This window comes from Collinsella sp. TM04-29, from assembly GCF_003466565.1.
Taxonomy (GTDB): Bacteria; Actinomycetota; Coriobacteriia; order Coriobacteriales; family Coriobacteriaceae; genus Collinsella.
Window position 1 is genome coordinate 1 of the sequence record NZ_QSPW01000007.1, and the last position, 24064, is coordinate 24064.

25 protein-coding genes are annotated in these 24064 nt (G+C 60.5%); 1 reads left to right on the forward strand and 24 read right to left on the reverse strand.

Translation table 11 applies throughout. From position 1 onward, the window contains the following. Nucleotides 1-142 precede the first annotated feature (142 nt). The 3 genes from tnpA to DXD39_RS09510 all read right to left on the reverse strand — a co-directional run bounded on the left by tnpA (nucleotide 143) and on the right by DXD39_RS09510 (nucleotide 2114). Nucleotides 143-601: an IS200/IS605 family transposase gene (gene tnpA, locus DXD39_RS09500; protein ID WP_055287554.1), complete on the reverse strand. Its 459-nt coding sequence runs from the start codon at nucleotides 599-601 to the stop codon at nucleotides 143-145. A 186-nt stretch (nucleotides 602-787) separates the two neighbouring features. Continuing rightward, nucleotides 788-1681, reverse strand: a complete 894-nt coding sequence (locus DXD39_RS09505; RefSeq protein ID WP_055252635.1) for a homocysteine S-methyltransferase family protein — start codon at nucleotides 1679-1681, stop codon at nucleotides 788-790. A gap of 10 nt (nucleotides 1682-1691) precedes the next feature. After that, nucleotides 1692-2114 carry a metal-dependent transcriptional regulator gene (locus DXD39_RS09510; RefSeq protein WP_089573098.1) on the reverse strand — a complete coding sequence of 141 codons (423 nt, stop codon included), beginning with the start codon at nucleotides 2112-2114 and terminating at the stop codon, nucleotides 1692-1694. 120 nt (nucleotides 2115-2234) lie between these two features. On the opposite strand from DXD39_RS09510, the gene pepT reads away from it, so the two are divergent. After that, on the forward strand, nucleotides 2235-3482 hold the full coding sequence (pepT, locus tag DXD39_RS09515) for a peptidase T (RefSeq protein WP_117803916.1): 1248 nt from the start codon (nucleotides 2235-2237) through the stop codon (nucleotides 3480-3482). 251 nt (nucleotides 3483-3733) lie between these two features. Here the strand turns inward: pepT and DXD39_RS09520 are convergent, their stop codons facing one another. The 21 genes from DXD39_RS09520 to DXD39_RS09620 form a co-directional block, all read right to left on the reverse strand. Next, entirely contained in the window at nucleotides 3734-4969 is a 1236-nt protein-coding gene (locus DXD39_RS09520) for an LCP family protein (protein WP_117803917.1), read from the reverse strand. A gap of 12 nt (nucleotides 4970-4981) precedes the next feature. Continuing rightward, nucleotides 4982-6265, reverse strand: a complete 1284-nt coding sequence (murA, locus tag DXD39_RS09525; RefSeq protein ID WP_035138796.1) for a UDP-N-acetylglucosamine 1-carboxyvinyltransferase — start codon at nucleotides 6263-6265, stop codon at nucleotides 4982-4984. A gap of 88 nt (nucleotides 6266-6353) precedes the next feature. After that, the gene (gene atpC, locus DXD39_RS09530) at nucleotides 6354-6746 is read right to left on the reverse strand and encodes an ATP synthase F1 subunit epsilon (RefSeq protein ID WP_006235718.1); all 393 of its coding nucleotides are present in this window, start codon (nucleotides 6744-6746) and stop codon (nucleotides 6354-6356) included. 3 nt (nucleotides 6747-6749) lie between these two features. Further along, nucleotides 6750-8204, reverse strand: a complete 1455-nt coding sequence (gene atpD, locus DXD39_RS09535; RefSeq protein WP_006235717.1) for a F0F1 ATP synthase subunit beta — start codon at nucleotides 8202-8204, stop codon at nucleotides 6750-6752. Further along, nucleotides 8204-9112 (reverse strand): ATP synthase F1 subunit gamma, encoded by a 909-nt coding sequence (gene atpG, locus DXD39_RS09540; RefSeq protein ID WP_006235716.1) that lies wholly within the window; start codon nucleotides 9110-9112, stop codon nucleotides 8204-8206. The genes atpD and atpG overlap by 1 nt, the downstream gene beginning before the upstream one ends. 5 nt (nucleotides 9113-9117) lie before the next feature. Beyond that, the gene (gene atpA / locus DXD39_RS09545) at nucleotides 9118-10716 is read right to left on the reverse strand and encodes a F0F1 ATP synthase subunit alpha (RefSeq protein WP_117797576.1); all 1599 of its coding nucleotides are present in this window, start codon (nucleotides 10714-10716) and stop codon (nucleotides 9118-9120) included. After that, nucleotides 10716-11192 carry a FoF1 ATP synthase subunit delta gene (locus DXD39_RS09550; protein ID WP_006235713.1) on the reverse strand — a complete coding sequence of 159 codons (477 nt, stop codon included), beginning with the start codon at nucleotides 11190-11192 and terminating at the stop codon, nucleotides 10716-10718. Before DXD39_RS09550 ends, atpA begins: the two co-directional genes overlap by 1 nt. Then, on the reverse strand, nucleotides 11182-11784 hold the full coding sequence (atpF, locus tag DXD39_RS09555) for a F0F1 ATP synthase subunit B (protein ID WP_006235712.1): 603 nt from the start codon (nucleotides 11782-11784) through the stop codon (nucleotides 11182-11184). Before atpF ends, DXD39_RS09550 begins: the two co-directional genes overlap by 11 nt. Before the next feature lie 15 nt (nucleotides 11785-11799). Continuing rightward, nucleotides 11800-11994, reverse strand: coding sequence for an ATP synthase subunit C (locus tag DXD39_RS09560; protein WP_022094262.1), 195 nt, complete (start codon nucleotides 11992-11994; stop codon nucleotides 11800-11802). Nucleotides 11995-12118: 124 nt separating this feature from the next. Then, nucleotides 12119-12922 (reverse strand): F0F1 ATP synthase subunit A, encoded by an 804-nt coding sequence (gene atpB, locus DXD39_RS09565; protein ID WP_022094263.1) that lies wholly within the window; start codon nucleotides 12920-12922, stop codon nucleotides 12119-12121. Between the two features lie 3 nt (nucleotides 12923-12925). Continuing rightward, nucleotides 12926-13237, reverse strand: a complete 312-nt coding sequence (locus DXD39_RS09570; protein ID WP_117803918.1) for a hypothetical protein — start codon at nucleotides 13235-13237, stop codon at nucleotides 12926-12928. A 281-nt stretch (nucleotides 13238-13518) separates the two neighbouring features. Next, on the reverse strand, nucleotides 13519-14166 hold the full coding sequence (gene upp, locus DXD39_RS09575; RefSeq protein ID WP_040359658.1) for a uracil phosphoribosyltransferase: 648 nt from the start codon (nucleotides 14164-14166) through the stop codon (nucleotides 13519-13521). A 123-nt stretch (nucleotides 14167-14289) separates the two neighbouring features. After that, nucleotides 14290-15831, reverse strand: coding sequence for a glycerol kinase GlpK (gene glpK / locus DXD39_RS09580; RefSeq protein ID WP_117803919.1), 1542 nt, complete (start codon nucleotides 15829-15831; stop codon nucleotides 14290-14292). Nucleotides 15832-15844: 13 nt separating this feature from the next. Further along, nucleotides 15845-16588, reverse strand: coding sequence for an L-threonylcarbamoyladenylate synthase (locus DXD39_RS09585; protein ID WP_089573104.1), 744 nt, complete (start codon nucleotides 16586-16588; stop codon nucleotides 15845-15847). Between the two features lie 134 nt (nucleotides 16589-16722). Next, nucleotides 16723-17214 (reverse strand): type II toxin-antitoxin system HicB family antitoxin, encoded by a 492-nt coding sequence (locus DXD39_RS09590; protein ID WP_128620077.1) that lies wholly within the window; start codon nucleotides 17212-17214, stop codon nucleotides 16723-16725. After that, nucleotides 17181-17366, reverse strand: a complete 186-nt coding sequence (locus tag DXD39_RS10445) for a type II toxin-antitoxin system HicA family toxin (protein WP_089573106.1) — start codon at nucleotides 17364-17366, stop codon at nucleotides 17181-17183. The genes DXD39_RS09590 and DXD39_RS10445 overlap by 34 nt, the downstream gene beginning before the upstream one ends. Before the next feature lie 68 nt (nucleotides 17367-17434). Next, a complete protein-coding gene (locus DXD39_RS09600; RefSeq protein WP_117803920.1) occupies nucleotides 17435-18685 on the reverse strand; it encodes a HemK/PrmC family methyltransferase in 1251 nt (416 codons plus the stop codon). 589 nt (nucleotides 18686-19274) lie between these two features. Further along, the gene (prfA, locus tag DXD39_RS09605) at nucleotides 19275-20342 is read right to left on the reverse strand and encodes a peptide chain release factor 1 (protein ID WP_055252487.1); all 1068 of its coding nucleotides are present in this window, start codon (nucleotides 20340-20342) and stop codon (nucleotides 19275-19277) included. Between the two features lie 291 nt (nucleotides 20343-20633). Then, nucleotides 20634-22049: a M20/M25/M40 family metallo-hydrolase gene (locus tag DXD39_RS09610; protein WP_117803921.1), complete on the reverse strand. Its 1416-nt coding sequence runs from the start codon at nucleotides 22047-22049 to the stop codon at nucleotides 20634-20636. A 57-nt stretch (nucleotides 22050-22106) separates the two neighbouring features. Next, a complete protein-coding gene (locus tag DXD39_RS09615) occupies nucleotides 22107-22892 on the reverse strand; it encodes an amino acid ABC transporter ATP-binding protein (protein ID WP_117803922.1) in 786 nt (261 codons plus the stop codon). A gap of 22 nt (nucleotides 22893-22914) precedes the next feature. After that, on the reverse strand, nucleotides 22915-24063 hold the full coding sequence (locus tag DXD39_RS09620) for an amino acid ABC transporter permease (protein WP_117803923.1): 1149 nt from the start codon (nucleotides 24061-24063) through the stop codon (nucleotides 22915-22917). Nucleotide 24064: the final 1 nt, after the last annotated feature.

A 24064-nucleotide genomic window follows, 5' to 3' on the forward strand; every position in this document is an offset into this window, starting at 1 on the left:
CAATCAGAACCACCCTTAAAAAGGGTGGTTCGCTCTTAGGGTATAACCCACGGGCCCCGGGCTCGCGTCTAAAGGCGCGGGCCCGGACTTCGTCCAGGCCTAGTGCATCTTGACCCGTGGCGCGCCGGTCGAACCGGCAGCATCACCCCCTCTTGAAGGGGTCCTCGTACTCCTTCACGCTCAGCTTGTCCAGCGCGATGTCGTGGGACTCCTGCTCCCTGATGTACTTGGCGATCGTCGCCTCGTTCAGGCCGACGGTGGACACGTAGTAGCCCTCCGCCCAGAACTTCCTGTTGCCGAACTTGTACTTGAGGTTGGCGTGCCTGTCGAATATCATCAGCGAGCTCTTCCCCTTCAGGTAGCCCATGACGCTCGCGACGCTGTACTTCGGCGGGATCGCCAGCAGCACGTGCACGTGGTCGGGCATCAGGTGCCCCTCGATTATCTCGATCCCCTTGTACTCGCACAGCTTCCTGAGGATCTCCCCTATGTCGCTCCTGATTTGGTTGTAGATCACTTTGCGCCTATACTTCGGCGTGAACACGATGTGGTACTTGCACATCCACTTCGTGTGGGAAAGGCTGTAGGCCTTCTGGGCCATGGCGACCACCCCTTCGACTCGAATTCTTGACGGCCTGAACAATCGTCAATATCGGTCGGAGGGGTGGCTTTGTAAAGCCGTTTGTCTCCACCCGCGTAGCGGGTGGTTTAAAGCTGGCCGCTGCGCGGCCAGCAGACTAAAGTCTTGAAAATAAAAAAACCGCCCCGTATGGAGCGGTTTTGCCCTTTATATATCGAGCGCCTCGGCCATCGCTGCCGTAGTGATTGCCGTGGTTCCACAGCAACTGCCCACCATTGCGGCACCGGCATGTCTCCATTCGATGCATGCGCGCGCGAAAGCTTCGGGGTTCTCGTGCCATACGGGGCCATCCTGAGTCTGGACCGGATCGCCCACGTTGGGACGCACCGTGACGGGAGTAGTCGCCGATGCAACCATCCTGGGCACCGCCGCGTTCGCGGCCGCAAGCGAACAGCAATTAACACCAACCGAGTTTGCGCCGTGTTTTTCGGCGTACAAAACGGCTGCCTCGATGTTGAGGCCATCGCCCAACAGGTCGCCCTTATCGTCAACGACAAAACTCACCAGAACAGGCATGCCGTCGGCGGCATCTCGGGCGCCGGCAAGCATGGGCTGCAAATTACGGATAGACGTCACCGTCTCGATCAGCAGACCGTCAACACCAGCATTGAGCAAGGCGTGCGCCTGTTCGCGCGCAATGCCTCGGATCTCACGAAACTCGGCCGAGTCCTCGGCAAACCACTCAATACCGATCGGACCCATCGAGCCCAGCAGCAGCTGAGGGTGCGCCTGGCGGGCATCGTCGACGGCCCCGCGATTGACCTCCGCCACGGACGGCGCAATCTGGTCGTGCTTGAGGGCATAGCTTGATGCCTGAAAGGTATTGGTAATGAGTACCTGCGCGCCGGCGGCGACATACAAGCGATGGATACGAGAAACGGTCTGCGGCTCTGCCAGATTCCAAAACGCCGGTGGAATATCGGCGGCGTCGTACTCACTCAACAGAACACTGCCCATGGGGCCCTGCGCCAACAAGGTCTCGCTCGACAAGCGGCGCGTAAGTTCCTCGGCACCAAAGCGATTGTAATAACTCGTATCCATATATATCCCGCTATTCCTCGACGCTGATTCCCTGCTTTTCGAGATAGGCGAGCCAGCGGTTCATCGTGTCCTCGGATAGCGCATGCTCCATCATGCAGGCCTCGGAATCGGCTCGCTCAAATTCGACACCGAGCTCCTGAACCAAAAACGTGCGGACGAGACGATGACGGTACCAGATAGCCGTGCCAACCTCGCGGCCGCGATCGGTCAGGACTACCTTGCCGTAGTGCGATTGCTCGACAAGCTCGGATGCCTTGAGCGCCGAAACCGCTTTATTGACCGATGCCTTGGAGACGCCAAGGCGCTGCGCGATGTCGACCGATCGCACGCCGTTGGTTTCCCCCTCTTCGCTTTCAATGCGAACCATGCACTCCAAGTAGTCTTCGTTCGCCACCGTCAGATGTAGTTCGCGCGAGCTATTTGTCGTATCCATGATCTTCCGTCCCTTCTGCATTCAATGGCTGATTCTACCCCATCCAAGCGTCGCGGTATGCCGTGGCATACCGTGCTAGAGTTCTTGTTGCACACGACGACCAAGATTGGAGCGGTCTTTATGGAAAACACCACCACGAACCCCGATGTCCTCGAACGCTTTTTGCGCTACGTCCAGATCAACACGCAGTCCGAGGATGCAAACTGCGACCAGGTACCTTCGAGCACCGTTCAGTTTGACCTTGCCAACGTGCTGGCTGAAGAGCTGCGCGAGCTTGGTGCGGAAGATGCCCACGTGACCGAGCACGCCTATGTCTGCGCGCATATCCCCGCAAGTGCGGGCGCTGAGGACAAGCCCGCCCTGGGCCTGATCGCCCATCTCGACACCACCGAAGTTGCACCGGGCGCCGGCGTGAAGCCGCACATCGTACACTACGAAGGCGGCGACCTGGTCTGCGGCACGGTTGACGGTAAGCCCGTTGCCATGAGTACCGCCAAGCTTCCCGCCCTGAATGACCTCGCGGGTGAGGACCTGGTCTGCAGCGATGGCACCACGCTGCTGGGCGCGGACGACAAGGCAGGCGTCGCCGAGATCATGTCGCTTGTCGCGCGTATCGCTCAGGACCCCTCTCTGCCCCATCCCGCACTCGGCATTTGCTTCTGCCCTGACGAGGAGATCGGCCACGGAGCCGAGCTGTTGGATATCGATACCTTTGGCTGCAAGTACGCCTACACGGTCGACGGTGGCCCCATCGGCGAGCTGGAGTGGGAGTGCTTTAATGCCGCTGAGGCGACCGTCTGCTTTGAGGGCCAGTCCATCCACCCGGGCGACGCCAAAGGCCGTATGGTCAACGCAGGCAATCTGTTCTGCGACTTCAACGCGTTGCTCCCCTACGTGCAGCGCCCGGAGTATACGGAAGGCTACGAGGGCTTTTATCACCTTGAGGGTGTATCTGCAACCGTCGATCACGCCACAGCGCGCTATATCGTCCGCGACCATGACGCCGCCAAGTTCCAGCAGAAACTCGACCTTATTGATGCCGCTGCCTCGATGCTCAACCAGCGTCTGGGTGAGAGGCGCGTGACGGTCGAGATTAAGCAGCAGTATCGAAATATGGCCGAGATCGTTCGTGACTATCCCGAGCTTATTGATGTTGCCAAGGAAGCCTACCTTGCCTGCAGCGTTGAGCCCCAAGTGCTGCCGATTCGCGGCGGCACCGATGGCGCGCAGCTGTCGTTCCGCGGTCTGCCCTGCCCCAACCTTTCCACCGGCGGCTATTGCTACCACGGCGTCAACGAGTTCGTCCCGGTCAGTTCGCTCGTCAAGATGACCGACGTCCTGCAGGAGCTCGTCGCCCGTTTCGCATAAGCCTGGCTGCATAAGCCCAAAAGACGAACCGCCCCGTCCTCTACAGAGAACGGGGCGGTTTTTGATACAAGGGGAGTAGTCAACATCGCAGGTTGAGCCAACGTCAGCGAGCGACGTCCAAGGCGAACAAGTTGGCATGAAAAAGGCAGGGCATTGACCTTCTGGTCATGCCCTGCCTTTTGAATGACAAATTGTCGCCTTGGGCGGCGCGCAGCGTCGAGCCGTTACGGCGTTTGGTAAAACGCCGTAACTTAGTAGTTGGCTTCGTAGCCGTTGCCGTCACCGGTGGGCTCTTCGTAGTAGTCCGAATCGCTCGAATCGCTTGAGTCATCAGAATCGTCAGAGCTGACCGATGAGGTTGCGGTACCGTTTGCGTAGTCGTCAGACGTGTTGTTGCTGAGGTCACCGATCGTAGAGCTGGAACCGTCGGAAAGACCCATGGTGTTGGGACCCTTGGGATCCTTGCCGGCATCGACGCGCTCCATCATTTCCTTGAGCTCGTCCTCGTAGACAAAGACGTAGCTCACACCGTCGATCATGGTGCTGTCGTCGGCGTACGAGGGCAGGTTGGCCGAGTAGATACCGTCGACATCCATACCGCGCATGGCGTTGACCGTAGCCACGATATCCTGAACGCTCATATCGGTTACAAGCATATCGGACAGCGAATTAACCAGGCCAAAGATCTTCGTGGCATCGAAGTTATTGAGAATCTGGTTGGCAAGGGCGCCAAGCACCTGACGCTGGTGGCGCATGCGCGTGTAATCGCCGTCGGCATAGGTGTAGCGGCAGCGGGCATAGGTAAGGGCGGTGGCACCGTCCATATGCTGCTGGCCAGCGGTAATCTTAATATCCAGGTGCTCGGGGTCGTCAACATCATCGGTTGCGTTAATGTCGATACCGCCAACCGAATCAATCAGCGCCTGCATACCGTCGAAGCTGACCTCGGCATAGTGGGAGATCTGAACACCGCACAGCTCGTTGACCGCCTCGACCATGGCCTCGGCGCCGCCAACGGTATGGCAGGCGTTGATCTTCATGGTCTCGCCCTTGTACTCGACCTTGGTGTCGCGCGGAACGGAAATGAGCGTCGCCTGCTTTTGCGTGGGGTCGATGCGAGCCAGGATAATCGAGTCGGCACGATACGTATCCTCGCCCGGACGGCCGTCGGTGCCAAGAAGCAGCACGTAGAACGGATCCTTTGCCTCATCGGTGTCAACCAGAACCCGACGCAGATTGTCAGTAATGACATTAGAATCGCCGAGCTTGCCCATAATGGTGGCAAACCACAGGCCGGCAGCGGTAGTGGCACTCAGCAGCACGCCAAGCACGACAATGAGCGCGACGTGACGAATCGTGTGGCTACGGCGGCGTTGACGAGCGCACTCGGAATAGCGAGCCACGTTATCGCGACTGTAGATCTTGGCCTGCGCACCAGTTGAGGGTCTTCGGGTGGTGGTATCCGCGAGGGGCTTTTTATTAAACATAGGCAACCTGTATTAGTAGATGACGGGATCGGGGACGGTAGCATGCTCGACATGCGCGCCAAGCGCCTGCAGCTTTTCGACAAACTGCTCGTAGCCGCGCTTGATGTGATGGATAGCCGAAACCTCGGTCGTCCCGTCGGCGATCAAGCCCGCTACGACGAGGGCCGCTCCGCCGCGCAAATCGGGCGAGGTAACCTGTGCACCCGAGAAGCCCTTGACGCCATGAATCATGGCATGATGGCTCTCGATACGAATGTCGGCACCCATGCGCACCAGCTCAGAGGCAAACATAAAGCGATTCTCGAAGATGTTTTCGGTAATAACGGAACTGCCGTCGGCAAGGGCGGAGAGCACCATAATCTGCGCCTGCATGTCGGTCGGGAAACCGGGGAACGGAAGCGTCTGGATGTCGACCGGCTTGATACGCTCGGCACGGTTCACATGGACGCCATCCTCGACGCGCTCGCAGTCGATACCCATAAGCTCCATCTTCTTGAGCACCATGCCCAAGTGAATGGGGCAAAAGCCCGTGACATCGACACCGCGATCGTCGGCCATCAACGCACCGGCAACGATAAAGGTACCGGCCTCGATGCGGTCGCCCACCACGCGATGGGTAACGGGATGGAGCTCTTCCACGCCTTCGATCGTCACGACGGGCGTACCGGCGCCAACAATCTTGGCGCCCATCTCGTTGAGCATGTTAGCGAGATCGACGATCTCGGGCTCGCGGGCGGCATTGTCGATAACCGTGGTGCCCTGTGCGCGCACAGAGGCCATGATGAGGTTCTCGGTCGCACCGACGCTGGCGAACTCGAGCGTGACGGTGGTACCGCGCAGACCTTGGGGCGCATTAGCGTTGATGTAACCGTGGGCGGTATCGAACTCAACGCCCAGGGCCTCAAGACCAAGAATGTGCATATCGATCTTGCGAGCACCCAGGTTGCAGCCGCCCGGCATGGCAATTTTGGCGCGATGGAAGCGGCCCAGCAGGGGTCCCATGACGGCGGTGGAAGCGCGCATCTTGGCAACGAGCTCGTAGGGGGCCTCCCATGAATCGACCTGAGAGGTATCAATCTCGAGCGTGTGCTCGTCGAGAACATCGATCGTAGCGCCCATGCCCTTGAGCACCTTGCCCATCACGTGGACATCGGAAATATCGGGCACGTTCTGCAGCGTCGTCTTGCCCGGCGCCAGAAGCGTTGCCGCCATGAGTTTGAGCGCGGAGTTCTTGGCGCCCGAGACGGGCACGGAGCCTCCGATGGCGTGGCCACCCTCAACGCGGATAATATCCAAGGTCTACCCTTTCAAAAAGCATGCCCGGGGTGGCTGGGCCATCCCGGGCATGATGTGTTCGCAAATGGTCGAACGCTAAATCGTTTGACTATTGGGCAAGCTTGAGCTTACACCATGCGATTTCATTATAGAGGTAGGCGCGGCGTGCATCATCCTCCGACAAATTACCCAGCTTCTCTTCAAAACCTTGAATATCAGCTTTAAGCTTGTCGGCATCGACGGTCGCCAAATCGCAAGCGCGCTCGGCGAGAACGGTCACGACATCGTCCGCAACCTGGGCATAGCCGCCGGCCACGGCAAACGTGTGGTCGACAGTGCCCATGGCCTTATCGGAAACGCGAACGTAACCGCGGTCGATCGTGCAAATCTCGCTGGAGTGAGCAGGCAGGACGCCAAACTCGCCATCCGTGGACGGAATCGACACAAACGCAGCGTCGCCCTCATAGGCGCAGCTCACGGGGCACACGATGCGGATACGCATAACCTACTTCTCCCCCATCTTGCGGGCGCGCTCGCGCACGTCCTCAATCGTGGAAGCATAGCGGAAAGCCTGCTCGGGCAGGTCATCGGCCTTGCCGTCGACAATCTCGGCGAAAGAGCGGACGGTATCCTCGACGCGGACGTAGACACCGGGGTTGCCGGTGAACTTCTCGGCGACGTGGAAGGACTGCGAGAGGAACTGCTGAATCTTACGGGCACGGTTGACCGTAAGGCGCTGCTCCTCGGACAGCTCGTCCATACCCAGAATGGCGATGATGTCCTGAAGGTCGGAGTACTCCTGCAGGAGCTCCTGGACCTTGACGGCGACACGGTAGTGCTCCTCGCCGACGATCGAGGGATCGAGAGCGTCGGAGGAAGATGCGAGCGGGTCGATAGCCGGGAATAGGCCGAGCGACGAAATGCTACGCGAAAGAACCGTGGTGGCGTCGAGGTGCGTAAACGTCGTGGCAGGCGCAGGGTCGGTCAGGTCGTCTGCGGGGACGTAGACAGCCTGGACGGAGGTAATGGAGCCCGTCTTGGTCGAGGTAATGCGCTCCTGGAGGTCGCCCATCTCGGTTGCCAGCGTGGGCTGGTAACCAACGGCGGACGGCATACGGCCCAGCAGTGCGGAAACCTCGGAACCTGCCTGGGAAAAGCGGAAGATGTTGTCGATGAACAGCAGAACGTCCTGACCACGATCACGGAAATACTCAGCGGTGGTAAGGCCGGCCAGACCGATGCGCAGACGCGCTCCGGGCGGCTCGTTCATCTGACCATAGACCAAGCAGGTCTTGTCGATAACGCCAGACTCGCTCATCTCGAGGAACAGGTCGGTGCCCTCGCGGGTACGCTCGCCGACGCCGGTGAACACCGAGGTGCCGCCGTGCTCCTGGGCGAGGTTGTTGATGAGCTCCTGAATCAGAACGGTCTTGCCGACGCCGGCGCCGCCGAACAGGCCCGTCTTGCCGCCACGGATGTAGGGCTCGAGCAGGTCGACGGCCTTGATGCCGGTCTCGAAGATCTCGGTCTTGGTGGTGAGCTCGTCAAAGCGGGGCGCTGCATGGTGGATGGGGTAGAACTCCTCCACCTCGGGCATGGGCTTGCCGTCGACGGGCTTGCCCATGACGTTCCAAATTCGGCCGAGCGTCTTGGGGCCAACGGGCATCTTCATGGGCTCACCGGTATCGGTGGCGATGAGGCCGCGCTGCAGGCCGTCGGTCGAGGACATGGCGACCGTGCGGACGACGCCGCCCGGAAGCTGGCTCTCGACCTCGAGGATCGTGCTCAGATGACCGATCGGGGTCTCGGCCTCGACCGTGAGCGCGTTGTAGATCGGGGGCACCGCGCCGTCAAACTTGACGTCAACGACAGGGCCGATGATTCGCACGATGCGACCATCACCGGCAGTCGTCTTCTTGGTGGCTTCCTCGACCGCAAGCTTTACGGTGTTATTAGCCATTACTGTTCCTCCAATGCTGAGGCTCCGCCGACGATCTCGTTAATCTCGGTCGTGATCGAAGCCTGGCGCACGCGACTATACGTGCGGGTAAGGGTCGAGATGATCGCGGTGGCGTTTTCCGTCGCGGAGTGCATGGCCTTGCGGCGTGCACCCTGCTCGGCAGCCGCCGAATCGATCAGGGCCTGGTAGATGACCGTCAGGATATAAGACGGCACAAGCTTGCCGAGAACATGCTCGGGAGAGGGCACGAACTCGAACGTGGACGAGATGCGCTTAGGGGCGTCGGTCTCGTTCTTACGCGGACCGTGGGCCATAGCGATCATCTCGGGGTCGAGCGGCAACAGATGCTCGACGCGAAGCTCCTGATCCACGCGGTTCTTGGCGTGGTGGTAGACAAGCTCGACACGGTCAAGCTCACCGGCACGATACGCATCGCAGATATGAGAGGAGATCATGCGGGCCTGATTGAAATCGGGCTCAGAGGAGTTGCCCTCAAAGTGCATGACGACGTTTGCGCGGTCACGGAAATACGTGGCCGGCTTACGCCCGCACGCGATGATCTCGCACTCGATGCCGTCGTTCGCCCAAGAAGCGGCGAGCTTTTCGGCCGTGCGCTCCACCGTCGTATTGAAACCGCCGGCAAGGCCGCGGTCCGAGGCAATAACGACAATCAGGCCATGCTTGACGCTCTCATGCTTCTGCAGCATGGGATCGGTGCCCGAACAGGAGGCGTCGCCGGCGACCGTCAACATGACGTCGGTCAGCGCCTCCTTATAGGGCTCGGCCTGCTTGGAGCGATCGAGGGCACGACGGATCTTGGCCGTAGAGACCATCTCCATCGTGCGCGTGATCTGCTTGGTCGTGGTAACCGAGGAGATTCGCTTCTTAATGTCGCGAAGGTTGGCCATGGGGCTTAGTTCTCCTCTGATCCAGAAACATCCGAATGGTGCTTGGCCATGAACTGCTGCTTGAAGTCGCCGATGACGCGCAAGAGCTCAGCCTTGGTGTCATCATCGATCTTCTTGACGCGAACCTTGTCGAGCAGCGAACCAAAGCCATTGTCCATGTACTCGATGAGCTCGGCACGGAAGGGCAGCACGTCGGCGATCTCCAGGTCATCCAGGAAGCCCTCGTTGCCAGCGAACAGCGTAACGATCTGCTCGCCAACCTCAAACGGCTTGTAACGCGGCTGCTTCAGGAGCTCGGTCATGCGAGCACCATGGGTCAGCTGCTTCTGAGTAGCCTCGTCGAGGTCGGAGCCGAACTGCGTAAAGCCAGCGAGCTCCTGGTACGAAGCGAGGTCCAGGCGAAGGTTGCCGGCAACCTGCTTCATAGCCTTGGTCTGCGCATCGCCACCGACGCGGGACACGGAGATGCCCACGTCGACTGCCGGGCGCTGACCCTGGAAGAAGAGCTCGGACTGCAGGTAGATCTGACCATCGGTAATGGAAATGACGTTGGTCGGAATGTAGGCCGAGACGTCGCCGTCCTGGGTCTCGATGATCGGCAGTGCCGTCATGGAGCCGTAACCGTTCTTCTTGGACATCTTGACGGCACGCTCGAGCAGACGAGAGTGCAGGTAGAAGATGTCGCCAGGATAGGCCTCGCGTCCGGGCGGACGATGCAGCGTCAGCGACATCTGACGGTAGGCCACAGCCTGCTTGGACAGGTCGTCGTAGATGACGAGCACGTGGCCGCCGGGGTTGGTCTCGCTGGCGGGCTTGCCGTCCTCGCCGTTGTACATGAAGAACTCGCCGATAGCGGCACCGGCCATAGGCGCGATGTACTGCATAGGGGCGGAATCGGCAGCGGTGGCCGAAACGATGATGGTGTAGTCGAGCGCACCGTGCTGAGCGAGGGTCTCGCGGATGTTGGCAACCGTGGAGGCCTTCTGGCCGATGGCGACATAGATGCAGACCATGCCCTTGCCGCGCTGGTTGAGGATAGCGTCGATGGCGATGGCGGTCTTACCGGTCTTACGGTCGCCGATGATGAGCTCACGCTGACCGCGGCCAATAGGCACCATGGAGTCGATAGCGAGCAGACCGGTCTGAACCGGCTCGCACACCGGGGTACGATCGATGACGCCGGGAGCCTTGAACTCGATGGGGCGACGGTGCGTGGCGACGATGTCGCCCAGGCCGTCGATGGGCTGGCCGAGCGGATTGACGACGCGGCCGAGCATGGCACGGCTCACGGGGATATCCATAATGCGGCCAGTGGTGCGGCACTCGTCGCCTTCCTTGATGGAGTCGACGGCACCGAACAGAACGGCGCCGACCTCGTCACGGTCAAGGTTCTGGGCAAGGCCGAAGACGGTCTCACCGGTATCGGAGCTCTTGAACTCCAGAAGCTCGCCTGCCATGGCGCTCTTGAGGCCGGAGACGCGCGCGATGCCGTCGCCTACCTCGTCGACCGTTGAAACCTCATGCGTATCGACCGTCGCGGAGAGGCTCGTGAGCTGCTCCTGCAGTTTCTTGGCGATATCCTGGGCATTGAGGGTTTCGGACATTAGGCTTCACCTCCGTACGAATTAGCAGAGTTTGCGAGGGTCTCCTGCGCGATGCGCAGCTGCGTCTTGACGGAAATGTCACGACGCTCGCCGCGGGCCTCGAGCACCAGGCCGCCCACGATAGACGGGTCAACCTGCTCGATAAGGAATACCTTGCGGCCGAAGTCCTGCTCGCATTTCTTAGTGATGGTTTGACGCAGCTCGTCGTCGAGCGGGATCGCCGTGGTGACGGTCACGCCCACTACATCCTCGTCTTCCTCGGCAACATACTTAAAGGCAGCTGCCACCTTGGGAAGAAGGTCGAGCTGGTCGCGCTTGGACATGGTGTCGAGCACGGCGATGATCTCGGGGCTGGCAGAAGCCAAGCGCTCGATCATCTCGAGGTCCTCGAACACATGGTTCTCGGCCTTAGCGGCTTCCAGAAGGGAGCGCGCGTAGGTCTCGAGCACCTTGTCCTGATAGCGGCTAGTCGGCATTCAGGCTACCTGCTTCCTGGATGTAGCGCTCGATGAGCTTCTTCTGCTCGGCATCGTCCTCGAGTGCCTCGCCCACGATCTTGGTGGCGACGGCAACGGACAGGTCGGCGATGGAGCTCGCGGCACCGGCGTAAATGGACTTGCGCTCGTCCTCGACGGTCGTATGGGCCTTGGCGATGATCTCCTCGGCCTCCTTGTGAGCAGCCTCGATGATACGGGCGCGCTCGGACTCGGCGTCCTTACGGGCCTCGAGAACGATGTCGGCAGCCTGACGACGGGCGTCGGTGACAATCGAGTCGGACTCAGCGCGCTTGGCGATAGCCTCCTGCTTGGTCTTCTCGGCCTCGTCGAGGCTCTCCTCGATCTTCTTGCCGCGCTCCTCCATGGTTTTCATGATGCCCGGCAGGGCGACCTTGGCCAGCACGATCCAGATAATCAGGAAGGCGATAAGCGCCGGGATGAACTCCGCCATCTTAGGGATGAGGATGTCCGCACCGGCAGCGCCGTCCTCGGCGAACGCGGAAACCGGCATGAGCAGCGCGGCCGCGGACGCGGAGAGTGCGATCGCGCTCTTCTGGGATGAAAGATTCATACTTGACGCTCCGTGCTATTTAACGATCAGCGCGACAACGAAGCCGATCAGAGCCAGAGCCTCGCCGAAGGCGGAGCCCATAATGAAGACGGTGAACACGCGGCCCTGGACCTCAGGCTGACGGGCCATAGCGCCCGTAGCACCCAGAGCAGACAGGCCGATAGCAAGACCAGCGCCGATAACACCGAGACCGTAACCGATAACTCCCACGATTCCTCCTTTGTCGTGCGTGTCTTATTTCACGCAGGATAACCTTTTTATAACTGCCGGGCTCCATGGGTACGGGCACCGGCGGTTTAACGAATTACCTTACCTTTAAGGCGCGAACGGAAGACTACTCCTCCTCCGCGACCTCCTCTGCCTCGGAGACATACACGGCGGTAAGGACCGTGAAGACGTAAGCCTGGATGGCGCCGACCACAAGCTCGATCGCATAGATCAGGATGAGGATGGCAAGCCAGGCTAGCGAAGGCAGGGCGCCGACGGCGTGGGCCGCGGAAACCTGCTGAAGCAGCGGCTGCATGAACATGCTCGCCATGATGGCGAACGAGCCCATGACCACGTGTCCTGCGAACATGTTGCAGAACAGACGGACGGCAAGCGTGATGAGGCGCAGGAAGGTCGAGAAAAGCTCGACGACCCACACGAGCACGTTCATCGGGAAGCTCACGCCCTGCGGGGCGAGGCTCTTGATGTAGCCGATCACGCCGTGAGCCTTGCATCCGTAGTAGATGAAGTACACGAAGGCGAAAATGGCGAGTGCGGCGGTGGAGCCGATTGCACCGGTGCCGGGCTTCATTCCCGGGATCAGGCCGATCATGTTATTGATCAGGATGAACAGGAAAAGCGAGCACAGGAACGGGAAGTGCTTCTTCCAGTTCTCACCCACGACGCCCTTGCCGATATCGTTCTCGACGTACTCGATGATGTACTCGAAACCGTTGACGAAGAAGCCCTTGGGAACCAGGGTCTGCTTCTTCTTGAACACGGCCAGGACGATCAGGAGCACGATCGTGGAGACGATCAGCCAAAACGAGTACTGCGTGATGCCGCAGCTCAGATCGCCCACGACAGGGGTGGAGCTGAACTCGCTGACCAGATGATTAATCTCATCAGGCAGCTTTTCAAAAATTTCCACGACTTACCTTTCGACCTCATGAGGATCTCGCAGCGCCTTGACGACACGAACCGTGCAGGCAGCCATAAAGGCCACGAAGCCGATCGCCTCGCCCAGGAGGAACATGCGAAATGCCTCTCCGAACAACACGAACACAACCAAGGTAAAGACGAGTAGGGCGATTGCCGAGACCGCCAGACTCACCATGCCCTTGAGCATGTCCGCATTCTGCTTATCGTCAAGAACCGGCTTGAGCGTAAAAACAAAGGGAAGAAAGGCGACCGCGCCCGCGATGACGCCTGCAACGATAGCGAGCAGATCGGCTATCTGAAACACTGGCGTCCTCACTTTCCCTCTTTAACGCTTCCCAGAACAGTTCCCGCCAAACATTGGTGACTATTGTACGAGCCAATCGCTAAAGTACAACCGAAAAAGCATCGGTTAATACGCACCTGTTCGTTTTCTTAAGACCTTCTTTATGCCGCAGGTAGGTAATACGTTTTTCTCGAACCCTGCAGGGCAAAACGTCCGTTAACGGGAGTGCGCGCGGTCGCCTTTTGTTCGTCCGCGCGCACCGTTTCTTCGTATTTGCAGCCGCGGCCGTCTTAGCCCGACGACTAGAGCGTGCCGTAGATGCGGTCGCCGGCGTCGCCCAGGCCGGGAACGATGTAGGCAGCCTCGTTGAGATGGTCGTCGATGGCGCAGGTATAGATATGCACATCGGGATCCTTCTCGGTCAGCGACTTGAGGCCCTCGGGGGCCGCGACGATGCACAGCATGCGGATGTCCTTGACACCGCGCTCGCGCAGGTAGCTGATGGCCATCTCGGCCGAACCGCCCGTGGCAAGCATGGGGTCGACGACCAGGCAGATGCGCTGGTCGATATCCTTGGGCATCTTGCAGTAATACTCGTGCGGCTCGTGGGTGACCTCGTCGCGTTCCATGCCGATGTGGCCCACGCGAGCGGAGGGCACCAGGTCGAGGATGCCGTCGACCATGCCAAGGCCCGCACGCAGGATGGGCACGATGGCGAGTTTCTTGCCGGCAAGCTGTTTGAACGTGGCGGTAGTGATGGGGGTCTCGACCTCGACGTCTTCCATAGGCAGGTCGCGCATGGCCTCGTAGCCGTCAAAAAGCGCGAGTTCGCGCACGAGCTGACGGAACTGGTTGGTGCCGGTGTTTTTGTCGCGCAGGATCGACAGCTTGTGCTGGACGAGCGGGTGATCGACAAGCGTCACACGGGACGCATCGTAGGTGACGGTCATGGATTGATTGCCCCTTTCGTTGCGGCCGCAAAACGGCCTTGCTGACAAGGTGTGCAGCAATGTTGCCGCCGCACGCCATGCATTAGTTTAGCGGTTTGTTGTATCGAGCAGCCCATCGCAGCCCTACTGTGAGGTGTTGAGCGAGCGCCTGACTGCATCACGCCAGCCCGCAAGGTTTTGCTCGCGGCGCTCGGCGGACATGTGGGGAAGGAAGGTCCTAACGATCTGGGCATTTTGCTCCAGCTCTTCCAGGTCTTCCCAATAGCCGACGGCAAGACCCGCCAAGTACGCGGCACCGATTGCCGTGGTCTCCACCGTCTCGCATTGCAGCACGGGGATATCCAGCAGGTCGGCCTGGAATTGCATGATGAACTCGTTGCGCGAGGCACCGCCATCGACAGACAGGCGCTCAATCGAAAGCCCCACGTCCTGCTCCATGGCGCGCAGCACGTCGTAGCTCTGATATGCCATGGATTCGCAGGCGGCACGTACGATGGTCGCACGGCTCGAGGCGCCGGCCAGACCGCACACGATACCGCGAGCATGCGGGTCCCACCAGGGAGCACCCAAACCCGCAAAGGCGGGAACGAAGTAGCAGCCCTCGTTGTCGCTAATCGAAGCGGCGAGTTGTGCCGACTCGCTCACGCTCGAGATGATGCCCATGTTGTTGCGAAGCCAGTTCATCGTTGAGCCGGCGGCAAAAATAGAGCCCTCGAGCGCATAGCTGACTTTGCCGTCCGCAGCGATACCGATGGTGGAGACCAGGCCATTCTTGGATTCGACGATCTCGTCGCCGGTGTTCATGAGCATAAAGCAACCCGTGCCATAGGTGTTTTTGGTCTGGCCGGGACGGAAACAGCAGTGGCCGAACAGCGACGCCTGTTGGTCACCCGCCACGCCCATGATGGGCGGCATGTTGGTCATGATGTCGCTCGCGACGCGGCCGTAGTCGCCCGAGCTCCAGCGAACCTCGGGCATCATGGAACGTGGAACGTCAAAGAGTGCCAGCAGGTCGTCGTCCCAATCGAGCGTATGGATATTAAAGAGTGCCGTGCGGCTGGCATTGGTGTAGTCGGTGGCAAAGACCTGGCCGCCGGTGAGGTTGTAGATGAGCCAGGTGTCGATGGTGCCAAACATGAGGTCGCCCGCCGCCGCGCTTTCGCGTGCGCCGTCGACGTTGTCGAGAATCCACTGCACCTTGGAGGCCGAGAAATACGGGTCGAGCGTGAGTCCCGTGCGGGAGCGCACCAGCCCTTCTGCGCCCTGCTCGACAAGCTCGTCGATCAGAGGTGCGGTACGGCGGCACTGCCATACGATAGCGTTATAGATCGGCTGACCGCTCACGCGATCCCAGACCACCGTGGTCTCGCGCTGGTTGGAGATGCCGATGGCAGCAATGCGGTCGGAGTGGATACCGCTCTTAAACTGGACTTCCATCATGACGGCGATCTGGCTAGCAAGGACCGCCATGGGGTCTTGCTCCACCCAGCCGGGACGCGGGAAGCTGGTTTTGACGCTGCGACGTGCCTGCGCGACGATGCATCCGTACTCGTCGACGATGGTCGCAAGTACCGAGGTGGTGCCGCAGTCGAGCGCCATGATGTAGGAACCGCCAAAGTCAAACGAGGCATCTTCCATGCCCAGGCTGCCCAGATTCAACGACATCGCTTAAACCTTTCTATTGCATCGGGTCGGACAGGACCCGTTCGATCTCTGATGCGGGAAGTGCGCCTTGGCGCAGGATCTGGAGCTCGCCGTGCTGAAACGACACGATGGTCGAGGCGTCGCGACACGGGGTCTCACCGGCGTCGACGGCAACATCGACCCCCTCCAGGATGCGACCCTCCACCGTGATAAAACTTGCCGGCGCGGGCGCGCCATGCGTGTTGGCGCTGGTGCAGGCAAGGGGGCTGCCACAGGCGCGAATGAGCGCCTGCACCACGGGCGAGGCCGAAGCGCGAAGTGCCACCGTGTCGTCGGCAGCGCGCATAAAGGTCGGCACGCAGGGGGCTGCCTTGACCACGATAGTCAGGGCTCCCGGCCAGCATCGTCGCGCGAGTATGCGGGCATCTTCCGGGATATCCACGCCATAGCGGTCGAGTGCTTCGACGCCATCGACCAGCCAAGCGACGGTTTGCGTGAGTTCACGTTGCTTGAGAGTGAAGATACGGCGATAGCCGGTGCCGAGCGCAGGAACTGCGGCGCCATTGACGGCAGCCTGCGGATCGCGCGGCCACGATGGGAATTCGCTTGTATCTTGGGGCACGGCGTCCGAGAAGGCGTTGACTGCCACGGCGACACCGTAGACGGTCTCGGTCGGGATCAAAGCCAGGCCGCCGCGGCCGAGCACCTCGGCCGTGCGCTCGACGGCAAGCCGATGCGGCTCGCGCGTTCCCTCGTATACCCGATAGACCGTCTGCATGTGTATGCCAGCCCCTTACGTTCTGGTGCAAGTTTGTTTACTGTGGGGCATTCTCGCACGAAACGTTCAACCTATTTGCCCAGAGCGCATGTTGGTTTGGTGAGCGGCTCTAGTAGTCGGTGAAAGTGAGGGGGTTATTGGACTGCGACGAACTTCTTTGGCCTGCCGGCGTGACGTTCTTGGGCGGCGTAGCGCTCGATACTGTCTATCGTTATCATCCGACGGCCGTCGACGAGTTCAACATCGAGCTTTCCGGCTTTGACCAGCGCGGTAATCCGCGGAGCGGAGACTTTGAGGTCCAGCGCTGCGTCTTTAAATGTTCGGCACGCCGCTTCCCGAGCGTCCTCGTGGTCGATTTCGACTGAAAGGGCCACGACCTCGGCCGAGCGTTCGTACCCTGCCGGAGTCAAACCGTTGTTGAGGTCGTCGGCCAAAAACGCCATCAGTGCCTCGGTGGCATGGGCAATCGCTTCTTCGCGCGTATCGCCATCGGCAAAGGCGCCGGGAATCTGCGGGAAGCTAGCGCAGTAACCATCGTCTTCTTTTATGAGAACGCAGTCATAGGTAAATCGCTGCCTCATTTTGCCTCCAACTACCATCCAGCTTGGCGACGAATACTTGCCCACGTGCCCTTCTTTGGTCGATCACCACCAGAGCCGTTCACGGTGACAACGCGGTCACCAGAAACATACTTAGCATGACTACCGACTTGCGCGACCTTCACGAATCCATCGTGCTTGAGTAGGGCAATGATTTCCCGAAAGGTAGGAGGTTGCATGGGCCGACCTCTTTCAGCCGTCCTAATTATAAACTACTTTATAATTTTTGCTAACCAGTTAATAAATATTACTGGCGTTGCTTGGGCTCGGTGACGATGGCTCGGACGATGCGGGGGCGATCGGTGAGGTCGTGGACGATGCGCACGTCCGACAGACCCGCTTGACGACAGAGCTCGGCCGCGGCGTCGAGCGCGCCCTCGTAGAGCTCGCAGGCAAACAGGCCGCCGGCGCGCAGCATATAGGGTGCCGCATTGAGCAGGCGGCGGAAGATGTCCAGGCCGTCGGCACCGCCCTCGAGCGCCAGGTCGGGCTCAAAGTCCTTGACCTCGTGCGGCAGCGAGCGCATGACATCGGTGGGGATGTAGGGCGGGTTGGAGACGAGTACGTCAAAGGTGCCCCACTCTTCACGGGGAATGGAGCTCACCAGGTTCGTGAGGCTGAAGGCGACCTCGTCGGACGTGAGGCCAAGCGCATCGCGGTTTTTGGTAGCAAGGTCGATGGCGCGCGGCTCGATATCGGTAGCAGTGCAGGTGACGTGGCCGCGACGCTCCCAGGCGATCGAGAGCGAGATACAGCCCGTGCCGCAGCCGACCTCGAGAACGCGGGCAGTGCGGGGCTCGGCTGGGGCAGGCGCAGCGGCATCCTGAGCTGAAACCGTCTCCTGGTCGGCGCCCTCGATGGCGATGTCGTATTCGTCGAGCTCGGGCTCGGCGGCTTTTGCGGCTTCGGCTTCTGCTGCTTGCGCGGCGGCTTCCTCGGCCTCGCGATCGGCAAGCTCCTCGGCATAGGCGCGGCTACCGAGCACGTCGCTACCCAGCGCAGCCTCATCGGCGGCCGTCAGGTTGGCAGCACGGCGCTCGGCGGTCGCGCGTTCGTCGGCCAATGCGGCCTCGGCCTTGCGTGCCTGCTCGACCTCATCGTTCCAAGGCAGCTCAACACGCTGACGGGCAGCGGCCTCGGGGCTCAGTACCTCGGCATCCAGATAATTGAGGACTTCCTCGACGAGCATCTCGGTCTCGGGGCGCGGAATGAGCACACCGGGGGCGCACGCGACGTCGATCATGCGAAACTGCGTGCTGCCCGTGATGTATTGCAGCGGCTCGCCTTTGGCGCGACGAACGACGGCCGCATGCATGGTCTCGAGCTGGGCCGCGTTAAGCGTCTCGTCCATACGCATATATAGGTCAATGCGCGCCAGGCCCGTGGCGGCGCACAGCAGCCACTCGGCAGAAAGACGGGGGTGCTCCTCGCCGCGCTCGGCCAGGTACTCCTTGGTCCACTCGAGACAACGCTTGATGGTCCAGATCTCGTTTGCCATGGGGTCCTCCCCTCTTAAGCGCCGGGCGGCGCGCGAATGTCGGAGCAGATTGTAAGCGAGGCCAGCGCTTGGCAAGGGACGATTGAAGGCGATTATCGAGAATCAGCCCAGATTTTTGCTTGGAGCCTGCCTAGAGTGTTCATTCGTCGACGTCTAAATCTGCATCCGTCAAGCTTTTGGCAAGGTTGCCCCAAAACTGACCAATATCTAACCAAGAACTTGCCACATCGCTTGACGCACGACCCATCAAAAATCGCTCCGCGACTTCTTGAACGATATTTTGAGCAATATTTTCGATAGCGGACTTATGCCGTCAATTACCTTAAGCAGGTAAGCAGCTCAAATGACATCACAGCCGACTGAATAAAATATCAAGGCAATGTCACCAATGACTCCCTACGGATCATTTGACAACCAAGGAAACGCCAATGATTTGGCAATGTCAGCGAGCGACGTCCAGAGCGAACAAGTTGGCATGAAAAAGGCAAGGCATAGACCTTCTGGTCATGCCTTGCCTTTTGAATGACAAATTGTCGCTCTGGACGGCGCGCAGCGTCGGCTGGTCCGCCGTTCGGTAGAACGGCGGAACTTAGACTGCCTGTGCCAGCTTCTCGGCTCGCTCGGCGGCGGCGAGCGCCTCGATGACGGTGCCGAGCTGGTCGCCCAGGAGGACGCCATTGTAGGTGGAGTTGAAACCGATGCGGTGATCGGTCACGCGGTCCTGGGGCTGGTTGTAGGTACGGATCTTCTCGGAACGGTTGCCGTGGCCGATCTGGCTCTGGCGCTCGGCACCGAGCTCTGCCTGCTGCTTCTCGAGCTCCATCTCGTACAGACGGGCGCGCAGCATCTGCATGCAGACCTCGCGATTCTGGATCTGGGAGCGCTGCTCCTGCGACTGCACCACGGTGTTGGTGGGCAGGTGGGTGATGCGCACGGCGGAGTAGGTGGTGTTAACGCACTGACCGCCAGGGCCCGAAGCGCAGTAAGTGTCGATGCGCAGGTCAGACTGGTTGATCTGGACGTCGATCTCCTCGGCCTCGGGAAGCACGGCGACGGTTGCCGTGGAGGTCTGGATACGGCCCTGGGACTCGGTCTTGGGAACGCGCTGGACACGGTGTACGCCGGACTCAAACTTCATGACGGAGTAGACGCGGTCGCCCTCGACCTTGAACTCGATGGACTTAAAGCCGCCGGCCTCGCTGGGGCTGGAGTCGAGCACGGTGGTCTTCCAGCCGCGCGACTCGCAGAAGCGCTGATACATCTTGTACAGATCGCCGGCAAAGATAGCCGCCTCGTCGCCACCGGCGGCGGAGCGAATCTCGACGATGGTGTTCTTGTCGTCGTTGGGGTCGCTCGGGATGAGCATGTACTTAATGTCTTCCTCGAGCTGGGGAAGCTTGGCCTCGTTTTCGGAGATGTCCATCTGGAGCATCTCCTTCTCATCGGCATCGGTCGTATCGTGGAGCATTTCCTTGGCAGCCTCGATGTCATCGAGCGCGCCGATGTACTCGCGCGAGGCGGCGATGAGGTCGGACTGGTGCGCGTACTCCTTGTTGAGACGCGTGAACTCCTTGATGTCGGAGGCAACGGCCGGGTCGGAAAGCTTCTTCTCGAGCTCCTCATAGGCCTTGATGATCTTTTCGAGCTTGTCGCGCATGGCGGGACTCCTTTATATGCGTGAAGGTGAAAATCGGCAGAGTTGATGGGGCGCGCGGCGCCGCTGCGGGGGTAAGCCCGGCTAGAACATGTCGATCTTCAGATACATGCGCATCCCTTCGCGTATGGGGTACATAGTTGCGGTCTAACCCATACATGATAGCGTGCGCAGGCAAACCTGCATATAACCCGCACGGAATGAGTGGACGTAGCCGTTGGGGACGTTCCTTAACGGCTAGTCGTTTAAGAGCGTCCCCAACGGCTAACAAAGAGACTGTCGCTTTGTCACATTCTAGAGCGTTTGAAGCAGGGCGATGAGGAAGCGAACACCCTGGAGGTAGGCGCGGCGGGTGATGCGCTCGTTGGTGCCGTGGACGCCGCGGTCGCACTCGTCATCGTCGAGCACAAACGCCGAAAAACGAATGCATTCGGAGCAAATGTGCTGGTAGTTGGCAGCGTCGGTCGCGCCGATCACGGTCGAGGGGACAATCGCCAACGGCTCGGATGATCCGTTTTCCTCCGTCCCCTTTGGATCGCGGAAATAGCGGGCGGCGATGGAGCGAACCGCCTCGAGGCCGGGACCACCGATGCGCGGGGACGGCGAGGGCTCGGAGCTGCCGGGGCCCAGCTCCACTTCGACACGACCGGCAAGGTCCGCCCCGGCAACCGCCTCACGGCAGCGCGCCACAACGTCGGCCACGCTCGTGCCCTCGAGCATGCGAAAGTTAATGTTGGCCCACATATCCTGTGGCATCACGTTAGCACCGGTGCTACCGCCCTCAATTTGGGTCGGTGCACAAGTGGTGGTCACGAGCGGATAGAGCTTCTTGCTGGCGAGGCAGTCGCGGACAATGACGTCCTTGTTGGAGGCGATCTCGTCGGCCGTGTAGAGCCCCAACTCGACAAGCTGGGCGGCAAGCAAGTCGGTCACACGCGTCGGCCACTCGATATCGCAGATTGCGGTGATGGCACGGCTGAGCACCTCGAGCGACGTGCCACCGTAGGGGTTGGAGGAATGCCCGCCCGCACTCTTTGTCTTGAGCACAATGTCGGCATAACCTTTCTCAGCCAGGTCGGCGTGCATGAGCCAACCCTCGCCCGCGCTGTACTCGGCAGCCGGAGCGATGCGGTAATCGCCCTCGTCGATCAGGTACTCAAGCTCAATGCCGCGCTCCTCGAGCACGCGGCCAATGGCACCCGCGCCGCACTGCGTGGTCTCCTCATCCTGGCCAAAGGCCAGCAGCAGGGTTCGTTCGTGTTGCCAGCCGTGCGCCAGCGCATACTCAACGGCCTCCAGGATGCCTGCGACCTGGTCTTTCATATCGATGGCGCCGCGACCCCAAATATAGGTGTCGTCCACGTGCCCGCTAAAGGGATTGTGCGTCCAGTCTGTCTCGGTGCCCGGCACCACGGGAACCACGTCCATGTGGCCCATGAGCATGACCGGCTTGAGGGCGGGGTCGATGCCGGCAAGCGTCACGAGCAGCGAATGGTCGATGAGCTCGACCTCGCCCGCCGCAAACACGCGCGGCCAGGCCTGCTGCATATAGGCGCGCAGGTCGGCAAACGCCTGCCAGTCCACCGTCTGGGCATCCATGCTCGAAATCGTCGGAAACGACAGCACGCGGCCCAGGCGCTCGCACGCGCCGACCTCGTCGATATCGGCAAAATCATCCTCGTGCGCAAAGAAGCGCCAAACCTCGGCCATGCCTTCCTCCAAAAACAACGTGGCAAAGAGGCGGTCCCTTTGCCACGTTCGCTTGCATTATTTGTCGTTGAGATAACGCGAGAGGAACTCGCGGGTGCGCTGGTGCTTAGGATTGCCAAAGAGCTCAGCCGGCGCGGCGTCCTCGAGCACCACGCCCTGGTCCATAAAGACCACGCGGTCGGACACGGTACGCGCGAAGGCCATCTCGTGGGTAACGACGACCATGGTCATGCCGTCGGCGGCGAGCTTGCGCATAACGTCGAGCACCTCGCCCACGATCTCGGGATCGAGCGCAGAGGTCGGCTCGTCAAACAGCATGATCTGCGGGTTCATGCACAGGGCGCGGGCGATGGCAACGCGCTGCTTTTGGCCACCGGACAGGCGACCAACCGCGGCATGGGCGAATTTTTCGAGTCCCACGCTCGCCAGATGCTCCATCGCGACCTGTTCGGCCTGATCTTTGCCCATCTTTTTGAGCGTGACGGGCGCGAGCGTGCAGTTGTCGAGCACATCCATGTTGTTGAACAGGTTAAAGCCCTGGAACACCATGCCGATGTCCTCGCGCAGTTTATTGATATTGCAGCGCTCGGCCGTGAGGTCCTGGCCGTGGAACCAGATGTGGCCCGCGTCCGGGGTCTCGAGCAGGTTGAGGCAGCGCAGGAAGGTCGATTTGCCCGAGCCCGAGGCGCCGATGATGGTGACGACCTCACCGGGATTGACAGCGAGGTCGATGCCCTTAAGCACCTCAAGCGAGCCAAAGCTCTTGCGCAGGCCCTCAACGCGGATGAGCGGCTCATTGGTCTGTGCGGCGGCCGCAACGCCGGTAATGGCGGTATCTGCCATGATGATTCTCCTCGTCTTAAGCCTAGTTAGAGCTGGGCAGCGTGGCAGGAGCCTCGGCGCCGAGCTTTTTGCCAAAGGCCTCGAGCAGGCGGCTCGCCACGAGCGTCAGGATCAGATAGACCACGAGCGCCACGCAGTAGACCTCCATCTGGCGGTAGTACACGCCGGCGACGGTGGTGGTGGCATACATGAGGTCGAACACGCCGATGACCGAGAGCACCGACGAATCCTTGATGTTGATGATGAGCTCGTTGGTGAGCGCCGGGATCGCGTTTTTAATGCCCTGGGGGAACACGACCTTGCGCATGGCCTGCCACTGCGACAAGCCCAGCGAGCGCGCCGCCTCGGCCTGGCCGGGGTCGATCGACTCGATGCCGCCGCGCAGGACCTCCATCATGTAGGCGGTAGAGTTGAGCGAGATGGTGACAAGGCCGGCGGTGAAGGTGCTCCAAATCTGGTTGGCCTGGGCAGTCTCGAAGCCCATGCCGCGCAAAACGGTGAAGCCCGCGTAATAGATGAGCAGGCCCTGGACCATCATGGGCGTGCCGCGCACGATGGTGGAGTAGACGGTCGCAAAGCCGCGGCCGATGCTCTTAAAGAAGCGCACCAGGTCGTTGTCTACGCGGTCGAAGGTCTGAATACGCAGGAACACAAAGAGCAGCGCCAGGAAGAATGCGATGACGGTGCCGAAGGTGGCAAGCGCGATGGTGATCTCGATGCCACGGATGAAGAAGTCGCCGCTCTTGTAGGTCATGTAGACCAGGCTCGACAAAAAGTCGCTGGGGTTGGAGTCCGAGACAATGCTCACCTGCACCAGGTCGATAAACGACATGACGCAGCGGTCCACGAAAAAGATCACCGCGATGGCGACCACGACGTAGCTGCCCAGGCGTGCGCCACGGCGGCAACGCTCGGAGGCGAACGGCGACTTTTCGCGATAGTCGCTCCAGTGCATGAGCTTGGTGACCAGCGCCGCCGCCGACACGACGAGCCAGGCCCAAAGAATCGCCCAAAGGCAATCTTGGAACACGCCCGTGGGAGCCAGGAAGCTCAGCGGCGTGGGGTTGCGCTGGCTAAACGCCAGGCCGAGCGCCGCGATAACGCTCGTGCCCAGGTATACATAACGGTGGTCGGCCTTGATAAAGGAGACCAGGCGATTGATAGTTTTCATG

Excerpts from the sequence above, each read along its gene's own strand:
- upp (WP_040359658.1), bottom strand. The coding sequence starts at position 14,166 with ATGACCGTCACCTACGATGCGTCCCGTGTGACGCTTGTCGATCACCCG.
- atpD (WP_006235717.1), bottom strand. The coding sequence starts at position 8,204 with ATGGCTAATAACACCGTAAAGCTTGCGGTCGAGGAAGCCACCAAGAAG.
- prfA (WP_055252487.1), bottom strand. The coding sequence starts at position 20,342 with ATGCGCGACAAGCTCGAAAAGATCATCAAGGCCTATGAGGAGCTCGAG.
- atpA (WP_117797576.1), bottom strand. The coding sequence starts at position 10,716 with ATGTCCGAAACCCTCAATGCCCAGGATATCGCCAAGAAACTGCAGGAG.
- atpF (WP_006235712.1), bottom strand. The coding sequence starts at position 11,784 with ATGAATCTTTCATCCCAGAAGAGCGCGATCGCACTCTCCGCGTCCGCG.
- DXD39_RS09550 (WP_006235713.1), bottom strand. The coding sequence starts at position 11,192 with ATGCCGACTAGCCGCTATCAGGACAAGGTGCTCGAGACCTACGCGCGC.
- DXD39_RS09510 (WP_089573098.1), bottom strand. The coding sequence starts at position 2,114 with ATGGATACGACAAATAGCTCGCGCGAACTACATCTGACGGTGGCGAAC.
- DXD39_RS09620 (WP_117803923.1), bottom strand. The coding sequence starts at position 24,063 with ATGAAAACTATCAATCGCCTGGTCTCCTTTATCAAGGCCGACCACCGT.
- atpG (WP_006235716.1), bottom strand. The coding sequence starts at position 9,112 with ATGGCCAACCTTCGCGACATTAAGAAGCGAATCTCCTCGGTTACCACG.
- DXD39_RS09585 (WP_089573104.1), bottom strand. The coding sequence starts at position 16,588 with ATGCAGACGGTCTATCGGGTATACGAGGGAACGCGCGAGCCGCATCGG.
- atpC (WP_006235718.1), bottom strand. The coding sequence starts at position 6,746 with ATGCGTATCCGCATCGTGTGCCCCGTGAGCTGCGCCTATGAGGGCGAC.
- tnpA (WP_055287554.1), bottom strand. The coding sequence starts at position 601 with ATGGCCCAGAAGGCCTACAGCCTTTCCCACACGAAGTGGATGTGCAAG.
- glpK (WP_117803919.1), bottom strand. The coding sequence starts at position 15,831 with ATGTCGTTGAATCTGGGCAGCCTGGGCATGGAAGATGCCTCGTTTGAC.
- pepT (WP_117803916.1), top strand. The coding sequence starts at position 2,235 with ATGGAAAACACCACCACGAACCCCGATGTCCTCGAACGCTTTTTGCGC.
- DXD39_RS09520 (WP_117803917.1), bottom strand. The coding sequence starts at position 4,969 with ATGTTTAATAAAAAGCCCCTCGCGGATACCACCACCCGAAGACCCTCA.
- DXD39_RS09600 (WP_117803920.1), bottom strand. The coding sequence starts at position 18,685 with ATGGCAAACGAGATCTGGACCATCAAGCGTTGTCTCGAGTGGACCAAG.
- DXD39_RS09610 (WP_117803921.1), bottom strand. The coding sequence starts at position 22,049 with ATGGCCGAGGTTTGGCGCTTCTTTGCGCACGAGGATGATTTTGCCGAT.
- DXD39_RS09505 (WP_055252635.1), bottom strand. The coding sequence starts at position 1,681 with ATGGATACGAGTTATTACAATCGCTTTGGTGCCGAGGAACTTACGCGC.
- DXD39_RS09615 (WP_117803922.1), bottom strand. The coding sequence starts at position 22,892 with ATGGCAGATACCGCCATTACCGGCGTTGCGGCCGCCGCACAGACCAAT.
- DXD39_RS10445 (WP_089573106.1), bottom strand. The coding sequence starts at position 17,366 with ATGCAACCTCCTACCTTTCGGGAAATCATTGCCCTACTCAAGCACGAT.